Annotated in this window: 8 protein-coding genes, 2 pseudogenes and 1 riboswitch; of the genes and pseudogenes, 4 read left to right on the top strand and 6 right to left on the bottom strand. The window is 59.5% G+C overall.

Annotated features, from left to right (window positions below):
* Positions 1–495: 495 nt before the first annotated feature.
* The gene (gene llpB / locus ACZ5M5_RS28665) at positions 496–1,002 is read right to left on the bottom strand and encodes a lectin-like bacteriocin LlpB (protein ID WP_464738289.1); all 507 of its coding nucleotides are present in this window, start codon (positions 1,000–1,002) and stop codon (positions 496–498) included.
* 336 nt (positions 1,003–1,338) lie between these two features.
* Here llpB and ACZ5M5_RS28660 point away from each other — a divergent pair, with 336 nt between their 5' ends.
* Positions 1,339–1,890, top strand: coding sequence for a cytochrome b (locus ACZ5M5_RS28660; RefSeq protein WP_060740229.1), 552 nt, complete (start codon positions 1,339–1,341; stop codon positions 1,888–1,890).
* Positions 1,891–1,922: 32 nt separating this feature from the next.
* The gene (locus ACZ5M5_RS28655; protein ID WP_025215936.1) at positions 1,923–2,519 is read left to right on the top strand and encodes a YceI family protein; all 597 of its coding nucleotides are present in this window, start codon (positions 1,923–1,925) and stop codon (positions 2,517–2,519) included.
* Positions 2,520–3,108: 589 nt separating this feature from the next.
* On the opposite strand, the gene ACZ5M5_RS28650 is transcribed toward ACZ5M5_RS28655, so the two are convergent.
* The 5 genes and pseudogenes from ACZ5M5_RS28650 to ahcY form a co-directional block, all read right to left on the bottom strand.
* Positions 3,109–4,977, bottom strand: a complete 1,869-nt coding sequence (locus tag ACZ5M5_RS28650) for a DEAD/DEAH box helicase (protein WP_092204931.1) — start codon at positions 4,975–4,977, stop codon at positions 3,109–3,111.
* 231 nt (positions 4,978–5,208) lie between these two features.
* Positions 5,209–6,019: pseudogene (locus tag ACZ5M5_RS28645) on the bottom strand (substrate-binding periplasmic protein); the annotation flags it as partial.
* A gap of 124 nt (positions 6,020–6,143) precedes the next feature.
* A pseudogene (locus ACZ5M5_RS28640) lies at positions 6,144–7,225 on the bottom strand (hypothetical protein).
* An 84-nt stretch (positions 7,226–7,309) separates the two neighbouring features.
* A complete protein-coding gene (gene metF, locus ACZ5M5_RS28635; RefSeq protein WP_060740233.1) occupies positions 7,310–8,155 on the bottom strand; it encodes a methylenetetrahydrofolate reductase [NAD(P)H] in 846 nt (281 codons plus the stop codon).
* 184 nt (positions 8,156–8,339) lie between these two features.
* Positions 8,340–9,749, bottom strand: a complete 1,410-nt coding sequence (gene ahcY / locus ACZ5M5_RS28630) for an adenosylhomocysteinase (RefSeq protein ID WP_103311190.1) — start codon at positions 9,747–9,749, stop codon at positions 8,340–8,342.
* A 23-nt stretch (positions 9,750–9,772) separates the two neighbouring features.
* A riboswitch (S-adenosyl-L-homocysteine riboswitch) is annotated at positions 9,773–9,879 on the bottom strand.
* 190 nt (positions 9,880–10,069) lie between these two features.
* On the opposite strand from ahcY, the gene ACZ5M5_RS28625 reads away from it, so the two are divergent.
* Both ACZ5M5_RS28625 and ACZ5M5_RS28620 read left to right on the top strand, forming a co-directional pair.
* Positions 10,070–10,471 carry an acyl-CoA thioesterase gene (locus ACZ5M5_RS28625; protein ID WP_060740235.1) on the top strand — a complete coding sequence of 134 codons (402 nt, stop codon included), beginning with the start codon at positions 10,070–10,072 and terminating at the stop codon, positions 10,469–10,471.
* Positions 10,472–10,702: 231 nt separating this feature from the next.
* Positions 10,703–11,584 (top strand): formate/nitrite transporter family protein, encoded by an 882-nt coding sequence (locus tag ACZ5M5_RS28620; protein ID WP_060740236.1) that lies wholly within the window; start codon positions 10,703–10,705, stop codon positions 11,582–11,584.
* The last annotated feature ends 33 nt before the right edge of the window (positions 11,585–11,617 follow it).

Genomic DNA, 11,617 nt, shown 5'->3' with positions numbered 1-11,617 from the left:
TCAAGCGTATCGGCGCGGCTTGATAAGCGCGACGTCCTACACGCCTCGGCGATATATCGGAAACTTCCCACCCTTTAACCGGAAGCAGGCGATAGCGCTTACCAAACCATAAGTCTAGGCTCCTCCAAAAAACAGAAGCGCGTATGAAAATACTAATGGCAGTGGTCGTGTTGGCTTCGATATAAGGATGTGTGTATGGTGAATGCCGGGATCCTTTGAGAATTCCAATGATTCCAAAAAGAGATCCGCAGTTAGTACATAAGTGCTCCATCGATCCATATAGGCCTGAGTGCTCGGTAAACTAATAACTCACAATTTTCACCTCGTAAAAGCTGGAGTTAATATGAGATTGATAGTAGCTTTAATGCTATTGGCAGTATTCGGTATCAGTGGTTGCACTGCTGATGGTCGTATGGTGCTGAAAAAGCACGATCCTCAATTAGTTTATAGATGCGACATGGATCCTTACAGGCCTGAGTGCGTCAATAAGTGACTCTAGAGAGGCGGCAGTGAAAACGACCAAGTTTTAATTTCAAAGTCCTCAAATAAAATTTTGACCCGCTTTGGCTTGGACATACGTCCCGGGACGAAACCAAAGCGAGCCCAGCATAGCTTTCCCGTTCGCCTGTCATGGATGACCAGGTTGCCGTCATCCTGAATGATCATACAAGCGTTGTACCAAAGCGACTTGTCCCTGCTATGGCTACTTTCAGAAATCCATAAGCGTCTTCTGGATGGATCATAAAGAAAGCCGCTATTAGCGATTACAAATTGCAGGGGCTCTCGCATTCTCTTTGGATACAAGGTTGCACTATAACGTTGATTGCTGTCTGCAATCCAGACGACAGTACCGCCGTCCTTGATAACCAAATTCCCATCAGCCTGCAATATCAGTCGAAACTTTCCGTTTGGGGACTGAAGAGACTGCCCCGGCGCCATTGTTTGATTGGGCGGAAGTAGCGGCGAGCCGTTGGCCCGAAATGGGGTGTAAGGAACAGCCATGCTTCACCTCGTTCAATAGTTGTTGAGCGCCCATTTGATCAAGAGGAGAAGCGGAAATGGTGATACATATATATTGCATGGAAAAAATAGTTGGGCGATGGTGACGATTCCGACGCGGTCTTCTGTTGGAGCGAGCCTGCTGGCGATGAGGTCCTTGCAGGCACCCAACGGCTGCCTGTACCCCTCGCCATCAGCACCGTTTCCCCTTTAATCTTTCCTTAACCCACCCCCTCCAGACTGATGATCGTATTTCTCGATATTTCAAAGCGAAAATTTCCGCTTTAAATCGATAGATAACTCGCTAGTCTTGATCGCAGTTTTTACAGGATATGAGCAATGCAGCTTCGCAACTCTTCTTCTCGCTATGGCTGGGTCAGTATCGCTGTGCACTGGGGCGTTGCGCTGGTGGTGTACGGGCTGTTCGCCCTGGGCCTGTGGATGGTCGGGCTGGATTACTACAGCACCTGGCGCAAAGACGCGCCGGACCTGCACAAGAGCATTGGCCTGGTGCTGCTGGCGGTCATGTTGCTGCGGGTAATCTGGCGGTTTGTCAGCCCGCCACCACCGACTCTGCCAACCTATGGCCGCCTGACCCGCGTCGGCGCCAAGCTTGGCCATAGCGCACTGTATCTCGGGTTGTTCGCCGTGATGATTGCCGGTTACCTGATTTCCACCGCAGACGGTGTCGGGATTCCGGTGTTTGGCCTGTTTGAAGTACCCGCGCTGGTGTCCGGACTGCCCGATCAGGCAGACGTCGCCGGTGAGATTCATTTCTACCTGGCATGGGCGTTGGTCATTTTTTCCGGCCTTCATGCGTTGGCAGCATTGAAACACCACTTTATCGACCGTGACGCGACCCTCAAGCGAATGCTGGGGCGCCAAGCCTGATGTTCAACCTCGACTCCAAAGGAATAGAAAGCATGTTGAAAAAGACGCTCGCCGCCCTGGCAATCGGTTCTGCCCTGCTGTCTGCCGGCCAGGCCATGGCTGCCGACTACGTCGTCGACAAGGAAGGCCAGCACGCCTTCGTCGACTTCAAGATCAGCCACCTGGGCTATAGCTACATCACCGGTACCTTCAAGGACATCGACGGCAAGTTCAGCTTCGACGCCGCCAAGCCTGAAGCCAGCAAGATCGAGTTCAACGTGAATACCGCCAGTGTGTTCACCAACCACGCCGAGCGCGACAAGCACATCGCCAGCGCTGACTTCCTGAACGCCAGCAAATTCGGCAAGGCGACCTTCGTTTCCACCAGCGTCAAGTCCACTGGCAAGAACGCTGATGGCAAGGAAACCGCCGATGTGACCGGTGACCTGACCCTGCTGGGCGTGACCAAGCCGGTTGTGGTCAAGGCCACCTTCCTGGGTGAAGGCAAGGACCCATGGGGCGGCTACCGTGCTGGCTTCGAAGGCACCACCAGCATCAAGCGTTCGGACTTCGGCAAGCAGAAAGACCTGGGTCCAACCTCCGACGCGGTCGAACTGTACGTCTCGTTTGAAGGTGTCAAAGCGAAGTAACCTTCGCGCCTGACAAAAAAACGCCCCTGGTCTTGGGACCAGGGGCGTTTTTTATTGCGTGGATTCGGGCAACGCAGAGAACCCTGTGGGAGCGAGCCTGCTCGCGATGACGGCAGTTCTGTCACATTGGTGTTGGCTGATACACCGCTATCGCGAGCAAGCTCGCTCCCACATTTGGAATGTGTTGGGCCAAAAAAACTGGTCTTGGGACCAGGGGCGTTTTTTATTGCGCGGATTCGGGCAACGCAGAGAACCCTGTGGGAGCGAGCTTGCTCGCGATGACGGCAGTTCTGTCACATTGGTGTTGGCTGATACACCGCTATCGCGAGCAAGCTCGCTCCCACATTTGGAATGTGCGGGCCAAAAAAAGCCCCGGTCTTGGGACCAGGGGCGTTTTTTATTGCGCGGATTCGGGCAACGCAGAGAACCCTGTGGGAGCGAGCTTGCTCGCGATGACGGCAGTTCTGTCACATTGATGTTGGCTGATACACCGCTATCGCGAGCAAGCTCGCTCCCACATTTGGAATGTGTCGGGCCAAAAAAAGCCCCGGGTCGCGAGACCCGGGGCTTTTTCACGGATTGGAAAAACTCAGCGATTGCGTGTCAGCAATGCCGGTTTTTCGCCCCGTGGACGGCTTGGCAGTTGATCCAGCTGTTCAGGTGTCGGGAAGCGATCGGCTTTCGATTCCTTGTGCATGATTTTCGGCTGGTTGCTGCGCGGGTTCTGCACGGCCGGTTCCTGGCGAGGCTGGTCGTCACGGGCCGGGCGGCGCGGGCGGGTGTCGTCGCGACGGGCCTGGCCGTCACGGGGGGCACCGTTGCGTGGGCCGCTGCGCTTGGCCGGCGGTGTGCCGGTAGACGAGCCGTTGCTGTTGCGCGGACCGTTCTGGCGACCCTGTGGCTGGCCACTGCGCGGTGCGCCTGCACCTGCGCCTTGTGCCGGGGCACCCGGACGGCGACCGCGGCCCTGGGCTGGTTTCTGCTGTGGCACGTAGTCGACGCGGTTACCGAAGTTATCGACATCGTCATCCAGGAACTCGTCCGGGGCACGATCGGCTGCGGCGCGTGGAGCCGGGCGCTGCTGCTCACGGGCCGGGGTGCCTTCGCGGGGCTTCTGTTCGCGGGCAGGGCGTTCGCCGCGGCCATTGCTGTTGCTGGCCGATTTTTCCTTGCCCTTGTCCTTGCCTTTGTCTTTGCGACCGCCGCCGCCACCACCGCCGTTCGGACCGTCGCCCCGTGGGCCGCGGGCATTGCGCGGATTACGCACATCCGGACGTTCGCGTACTTCAGGCTTCTCGGCTTCGATCGTGCTGGCATCGAAGCCCATCAGGTCGCCGTCGGCGATTTTCTGCTTGGTCATGCGCTCGATGCTTTTGAGCAGCTTTTCTTCGTCCGGCGCGACCAGCGAGATCGCTTCGCCCGAACGACCGGCACGGCCGGTACGGCCGATACGGTGAACGTAATCTTCATCGACGTTCGGCAGCTCGAAGTTGACCACGTGGGGCAACTGGTCGATGTCCAGGCCACGGGCCGCGATGTCGGTGGCCACGAGGATGCGCACTTCGCCGGCCTTGAAGTCGGCCAGGGCCTTGGTGCGGGCGTTCTGGCTCTTGTTGCCGTGGATCGCCACGGCTGGCAGGCCGTGCTTGTCCAGGTACTCGGCCAGGCGGTTGGCGCCGTGCTTGGTACGGGTGAAGACCAGGACCTGTTCCCAGGCGCCGGCGGTAATCAGGTGCGCCAGCAGGGCACGTTTGTGGCTGGCCGCCAGGCGGAACACACGCTGCTCGATACGCTCGACCGTGGTGTTCGGCGGCGTGACTTCGATGCGCTCCGGGTTGTGCAGCAGTTTGCCGGCCAGGTCGGTGATGTCCTTGGAGAACGTCGCCGAAAACAGCAGGTTCTGGCGCTTGGCGGGCAGGCGGGCGAGGACTTTCTTCACGTCATGGACGAAGCCCATGTCGAGCATGCGGTCGGCTTCGTCCAGCACGAGGATTTCAACGTGGGACAAATCGACGCTGCCCTGGCCGGCCAGGTCCAGCAGGCGACCGGGGCAGGCCACCAGTACATCGACGCCACGAGACATGGCCTGGACCTGGGGGTTCATGCCGACGCCGCCAAAAATGCAGGCGCTGACGAACTTCAGGTCGCGAGCGTAGACCTTGAAGCTCTCGTGTACCTGGGCCGCCAGTTCGCGGGTGGGGGTCAGGACCAGTACGCGCGGTTGGCGCGGGCCATGACGCTGGGATTTGTCTGGGTGACCGTTGGGAAACAACCGCTCCAGGATCGGAAGGGCGAAACCACCGGTTTTACCAGTACCTGTCTGCGCCGCGACCATCAGGTCGCGACCTTGCAACACGGCGGGAATGGCCCGCTGTTGCACCGGGGTAGGCTGGGTATAGCCGGCGGCTTCGATGGCGCCGACTAAAGCCTCGGAGAGACCGAGGGAAGCAAAGGACATGAGTAATCCTGTTTTAGTGAGGGCCTGGCCCAATGGGATAGTCTTGCCGGGCGCGAATGACGTTCAACCAAAAGACGTCATCCCGTCCGGTCCTGCCGGGCCTCGAAGGCGGGTCCGGACAAGGCTCGCGCGGGCTGTAGGCTGCGCTGTAGCGGTGTCGGGATGCCTTTTGCAAGACCGGGCGTCCGGGCGTGAGCCTGGCGGGAAGGCCGGAGTATAACAGAGCAAACGCCTCGCGCCGCTTTCCTGCTGCTCAACGGTTTATTTCAGTGCTGGCCCGTCCGGGCGAAGTGGCCTTGGTCATATCGCCTGCGCCGTAGCGGGCGCTCAGCTCGGCATAGGCTGGTTCGCGCTTGAAACGCTTGAGTTCGGCACTGAAGCGTTGCACCAGCAAATCCATCCCGGCATTGCGTCGCACCGCCAGGTATTGGCTTTGACGGCTCACCACCACCGGGTTTTCGGTGATCTGGTCGCCCAACTGCATTTGTTCGAGCACATGTCGGCCGACCCTGCGGTCGGTGATGAGCAGGTCGATCCGACCCAGTTGCAACTTGCCGAAGTTGGCTTCGTGGGTGGGCGCCGCTTCACGTTTGAACAGGGTCGACTCACTGAAGGCCTGGCTGTACAGGTAGCCGGGCGAGGTGCCGACGGTCAGGCCGCCCAGGTCGTCGAGCGTGCGAAACGGATGGGGGCGGGCGTTGGCGTAGAACATCACGAACTCCACGTCCGACAGTGGTTCGCTGGGGTAAAGCAACAGGGCATCGCGCTCATCGCTGTGGAAAATGTCCAGCGCACCGTCCGCCAACCCCTGTTCCAGCATCGCCAGGCACCGCTTCCAGGGCAGGAATTGCCATTCCACGTCGATGCCCAGGCGCTTGAACACAATGGCCGTGGTTTCGTAGTCCAGGCCGAGCATCTTGCCGTTCTCTTCGTAGACATAAGGCGCCCAGGGTTCGGTGACAATGCGCAACTTCTCGGCCTGGGCGGTCACGCTCAGGCACAAGAGAAGAAGGGCGGTCAGCAGCTGGACAATGACGGGCATGGGCCTGAGGTTACGACGAGAGCTCATCAAATAGCTAGAGCGCCCTGGCCTGTGCCCTGGTGGCCTGTTTGGCTAGTGAGTCAACTTCTGCGAATTTGAACTGACGAACTCACCACACAGGCCACTACTTGCCTTTTGCCTGCATCAGGTGCGCATAGATGGCTTCGCGGCGCTCACCCAGCACGAGACGAATCAGCGGATGATCGAGCCAACGTTTGAGTTCATGGTCCTGCAGCGATTTTTCCAGGCGATGTTCGACGTTCTCCAGGGCTTTTTCCCACCAGACCGGGGCGCAGGCCTGGTCGAACTCGTTGGTATGGCGGTAGCAGCCATAGAGGATCTCGCGCATGAACTGGCGTTTATGGCTGGGCAGCCCCAGGGTGATGAATTTGTAGGCCAGGCGTTGGAAGGTCGGCGGCCGAGGCAGGGTGGCGGTGACTTGGCCGGTTTCATCCAGGGCCTGGTGGCAAGTCGGTGCGGCGCCGTGTTTGTCGAGCCAGGCTTTGGTCTTGGCGCGGAACAGCTGCTTGCGGCTCCAATAGTGGTGGATCAGGTCCGGGCATTCGCGCACTTGCACCGAGCGATAGGCCGCTACCGAAAGGCAGAACTCTTCCAGCGTGTAGGCACCCTTCGCCAATGGATACAGTTCATCCATCAGGGCGATCGAGCGATCCAGGACTGACGCATCGACGCAGTTGAGACCAATGACCCCGGAGTTCAGCAAGGGCATGTCGTCGTCCGCCAACTGCCGCTGGCGCAGGGTGTCGGCCAGTGTCAGGTAAAGCTCGGCGTCCTTGTTGGCGCCATACGTCAGGCCGAAGGCATTGCACAGCAACGTACCAGGCTGGACGCGGCGAAACAGTTCGAGGGGGAGCAGTGGAAAAAAGTGTCGGTGTCGATCAGCAGCGCCACCTCGGCTTCTTCGAGCACCTTCTGCATTACCACGTGCTTGGCACGGAAGTGATACCCGTGGGGTTCGATCCAGGCCTGGCGGGTTTCATTGTCCAGCGGGCGCAAACGCACCGGCAGCCCTGCGTACGGTGCGGGATTGTCGGTGAACACCTGGATATCCAAGGCTTCGTCCGGCGTCTTGCGCAGACCGGCCAGCGCGCTGGCGATGCTGAACAACGCTTCCTGGTGGTAGGTTTCGGCCCCGTAGACCAGATAAATGAGTTGTGGGGTCGTTAGCCTGTGACCATTAGGCATCTACTGCAATCCTCCAGATGTCTGCGCTTAAAAAAAAGGCCTTGGTTTTCGCCAAGGCCTCTTTGTACCACCGCATTAAGTCAATCAGCGCGGCAGCTTGAGGTTGTTCCATACCGCGAGACTGGGCTCGGCCTGGTTAAGGGTATAGAAATGCAGCCCCGGTGCGCCGCCCTGCAACAAACGTTCACACATTTGTGTGATGACTTCCTCGCCGAAGCTTTGGATGCTTGAGGAGTCATCGCCATAGGCTTCCAGTTGTTTGCGGATCCAGCGTGGGATTTCTGCACCGCATGCGTCGGAGAAGCGTGCCAGCTTGCTGTAGTTGGTGATCGGCATGATTCCCGGCACGACAGGAATGTCGACGCCCAGCTTGCGGATACGTTCGACGAAGTAGAAATAACTGTCGGCGTTGAAGAAGTACTGGGTGATGGCGCTGTTGGCGCCAGCATTGGCCTTGCGTACGAAATTGCGCAGATCGTCTTCGAAGTTGCGTGCTTGCGGGTGCATTTCCGGATACGCAGCCACTTCGACGTGGAAGTGTTCGCCGGTTTCTTCACGAATGAAGCTCACCAGTTCGTTGGCGTGGCGCAGCTCACCGCTGGCCATGCCCATGCCCGACGGCAGGTCGCCGCGCAGGGCAACGATGCGCTTGATGCCGGCGGCCTTGTACTGGGCCAACAGGCTGCGCAGGTCGTCCTTGCTGTCGCCGACGCAGGACAGGTGAGGGGCTGCGGGAACTTTGACTTCGCTTTCGAGCTGCAACACGGTGTTCAGGGTGCGATCACGGGTCGAACCGCCGGCGCCATAGGTGCAGGAGAAGAAATCGGGGTTGTAGCTGGCCAACTGGCGGGCAGTGGCGATCAGTTTTTCATGCCCAGCATCGGTCTTCGTCGGGAAGAACTCGAAGCTGTAGCGACGGTCTTGGGACATGGTCATATCCTTGGAAACTCGTAGGCCGGTGAGGCTTGCATATCCCTGGTGGGGGCGGGCTTATGTGGGAGCGAGCTTGCTCGCGATTGCCATCGCCTCGGTACGGCAGTTGGGCCGAGGTGTCTGCATCGCGAGCAAGCTCGCTCCCACAAAAAAGCCTGCTCCCGTGGGGGAGCAGCGCCGATCAGTAGCGGTAAGCGTGCGGCTTGAACGGGCCTTCGACGGTGACGCCGATGTAGTCAGCCTGTTGCTTGGTCAGCTTGGTGACCACGCCGCCGAAACCGCGGACCATTTCCAGGGCCACTTCTTCGTCGAGTTTCTTGGGCAGTACTTCCACGGTCAGGCGCTCGGCTTTCTGGGCCGGCGACAGGTCGGCGTATTTCTGGCCGAACAGGAAGATCTGGGCCAGGACCTGGTTGGCGAACGAACCGTCCATGATGCGGCTTGGGTGACCGGTGGCGTTGCCCAGGTTAACCAGGCGGCCTTCGGCCAGCAGGATCAGGTAGTCGTCGTTCTGTGGGTCGAAGCTGCCGGTACCGGTGCGGTGCACCTTGTGGACTTGTGGCTTCACTTCTTCCCATGCCCAGTTCTTGCGCATGAAAGCGGTGTCGATTTCGTTGTCGAAGTGACCGATGTTGCAGACCACGGCGCGCTTCTTCAGGGCCTTGAGCATGTTGGCATCGCAGACATTGACGTTGCCGGTGGTGGTCACGATCAGGTCGATCTTGCCCAGCAGCGCCTTGTCGATGCTGGCTTCGGTGCCGTCGTTGATCCCGTCGATGAACGGGGAAACCAGCTCGAAACCGTCCATGCAAGCCTGCATGGCGCAGATCGGGTCGACTTCGGACACCTTGACGATCATGCCTTCCTGACGCAGGGACTGGGAAGAACCCTTGCCCACGTCACCGTAGCCGATCACCAGCGCCTGCTTGCCCGACAGCAGGTGGTCGGTGCCGCGCTTGATGGCGTCGTTGAGGCTGTGACGGCAGCCGTACTTGTTGTCGTTCTTGCTCTTGGTCACCGAGTCGTTGACGTTGATGGCCGGGATCTTCAGTTCGCCCTTGGCCAGCATGTCCAGCAGGCGGTGTACGCCGGTGGTGGTTTCCTCGGTCACGCCGTGGACGTTTTCCAGCACGGATGCGTATTTCTTGTGCAACAGCTCGGTCAGGTCGCCGCCGTCGTCGAGGATCATGTTGGTGTCCCATGGCTGGCCATCCTTGAGGATGGTCTGTTCCAGGCACCACTCGTACTCTTGCTCGGTCTCGCCTTTCCAGGCGAATACCGGGATACCGGCGGCGGCGATGGCGGCAGCGGCCTGGTCCTGGGTCGAGAAGATGTTGCAGGACGACCAGCGCACTTCGGCACCCAGGGCAACCAGGGTTTCGATCAGCACGGCAGTCTGGATGGTCATGTGGATGCAGCCGAGGATTTTTGCGCCTTTCAATGGCTGTTCGCCAGAGTACTTGCGACGCAGACCCATCAGGGCTGGCATTTCGGATTCGGCGATGATGATTTCGCGACGACCCCAGGCAGCCAGGGACATGTCGGCGACTTTGTAATCGGTAAAAGCTGCAGGCGTGATAACAGCGCTCATGAAGAGCCTCCATTCGTAATGTATGCGAATGGGCGCCGTTGTGCGTTTAGTGTCCGTGCGGGCAGGCCCGTACAAACAACGCCCCATCCGAGCCTGACAGGTCGAGCCTGCTGCAGCGCCCCTCGGACAGGTGGCGGGAACGGTCCAACGGGTGGACCGGGTAAAGCGGGGCGATTATAACGGGCTAATCGGATCTTCCAAAAGGGTTTCTGTCGGCAAATCGAAATTGCCGATGATCGTCATAGGGCCCGCGACCTAGAGCCTGACCGCCCGGTCTGCCATGATGCGGCTATTCAACGGCCAGACGCTCAGGAGTGATCATGAATTTCCACACCCGCAAATGGGTCAAGCCCGAAGACCTCAACCCCAACGGCACGCTGTTCGGCGGCAGCCTGTTGCGCTGGATCGACGAGGAGGCGGCGATCTACGCCATTGTCCAGTTGGGCAACCAGCGCGTGGTCACCAAGTACATTTCGGAAATCAATTTCGTCAGCGCTTCGCGCCAGGGCGACATCATCGAGCTGGGCATCACCGCCACCGAGTTTGGCCGCACCTCCATCACCCTGACCTGCGAGGTGCGCAACAAAATCACCCGCAAGAGCATCCTGACCGTGGAGAAGATGGTCTTCGTCAACCTCGGCGAAGACGGCTTGCCCGCGCCTCATGGGCGGACCGAGATCACGTACGTCAAGGATCAGTTCAAGGAGGATGTCGTCGGGTGAGATCGGCGGCGCTGTCATCGCGAGCAAGCTCGCTCCCACAAGGGGACTGCGGTGAGGACTCCCCTGTGGGAGCGAGCTTGCTCGCGATGACGATTGCACATTCAACACCGATGCAAACCGACCCACCGCTATCGCGAGCAAGCTCGCTCCCACATTTGTGTTCGGGGTGCCACTGAACAGCTCTGAACGCCGCGTGTCGTAGGTACATCACGCCACCGGTTCAGGAGCTGTATGGACACCCACAAAGACGGCAAGACCCCTGACCTTTCGGCTCAGGAGCAGCACGAAGTCGACCGTAACCAGCCGCCGCGGGCGGCCGTGTTGCATGAAATCATCCGCACCCAGGGCAATCTGGAGCTGGAGCGCAGTATCGCCGCGCTCTGGTGGTCGGCGCTGGCGGCGGGACTGACCATGGGGCTGTCGCTGATGGCGATGGGCTTGCTCAGCTCCCGGCTGCCGGATCACGAGGGCTTCAAGGTCATCGCCAGTTTCGGTTACTGCGCCGGCTTTCTCGCGGTGATCCTGGCCCGCCAGCAACTGTTCACCGAAAACACCCTGACCGCCGTGCTGCCGATCATGAGCAAACCCACGCTGGGCAACTTCGGTCGGTTGTTGCGGCTGTGGGGGGTGGTGCTGGTGGGCAACCTGTGCGGCACCTTGCTGGTGGCCTACGTGATGCTGCATCTGCCGATTTTCGACCCGCGCACCGACCAGGCTTTCCTGGAAATCGGCCGCAAGGTCATGGAGAACGACACCGGCCAGATGTTCGCCAAGGGCATCATTTCCGGCTGGATGATCGCCACCATGGTCTGGATGATCCCGTCCATGGAAAGCGCCAAGATGTGGATCATCATTTTGATCACCTACCTCATGGCGCTGGGGGATTTCACCCACATCGTCGTCGGCTCGGCCGAAGTGTCCTACCTGGTGTTCGCCGGCCAGTTGTCCTGGGAGGACTTCTGGATGGTCTTCGCCGGGCCGACACTGGCCGGCAACATCGTCGGCGGTAGCTTCATCTTCGCTTTGATCAGCCATGCACAGATCCGCAGCGAAGTCGGCCTGCCCAACGATAAACGCCCAGATAAGCCTGCGCGGCGCAACGATTCGGAGTAGGCGGGAACCTGATCCCTGGCTCCCGGCGTGAGC

The sequence above is a fragment of the Pseudomonas sp. Van50 genome (assembly GCF_055390755.1).
Note: the sequence above shows the minus strand (reverse complement) of the source record. Positions and strands in the feature narration are given on the sequence as shown.

What these genes read in the sequence shown, in the direction of transcription:
- llpB (WP_464738289.1), bottom strand. Translation starts at nt 1,002, where the DNA reads ATGGCTGTTCCTTACACCCCATTTCGGGCCAACGGCTCGCCGCTACTT.
- ACZ5M5_RS28655 (WP_025215936.1), top strand. Translation starts at nt 1,923, where the DNA reads ATGTTGAAAAAGACGCTCGCCGCCCTGGCAATCGGTTCTGCCCTGCTG.
- ACZ5M5_RS28660 (WP_060740229.1), top strand. Translation starts at nt 1,339, where the DNA reads ATGCAGCTTCGCAACTCTTCTTCTCGCTATGGCTGGGTCAGTATCGCT.
- ACZ5M5_RS28625 (WP_060740235.1), top strand. Translation starts at nt 10,070, where the DNA reads ATGAATTTCCACACCCGCAAATGGGTCAAGCCCGAAGACCTCAACCCC.
- ACZ5M5_RS28650 (WP_092204931.1), bottom strand. Translation starts at nt 4,977, where the DNA reads ATGTCCTTTGCTTCCCTCGGTCTCTCCGAGGCTTTAGTCGGCGCCATC.
- ahcY (WP_103311190.1), bottom strand. Translation starts at nt 9,749, where the DNA reads ATGAGCGCTGTTATCACGCCTGCAGCTTTTACCGATTACAAAGTCGCC.
- metF (WP_060740233.1), bottom strand. Translation starts at nt 8,155, where the DNA reads ATGTCCCAAGACCGTCGCTACAGCTTCGAGTTCTTCCCGACGAAGACC.
- ACZ5M5_RS28620 (WP_060740236.1), top strand. Translation starts at nt 10,703, where the DNA reads ATGGACACCCACAAAGACGGCAAGACCCCTGACCTTTCGGCTCAGGAG.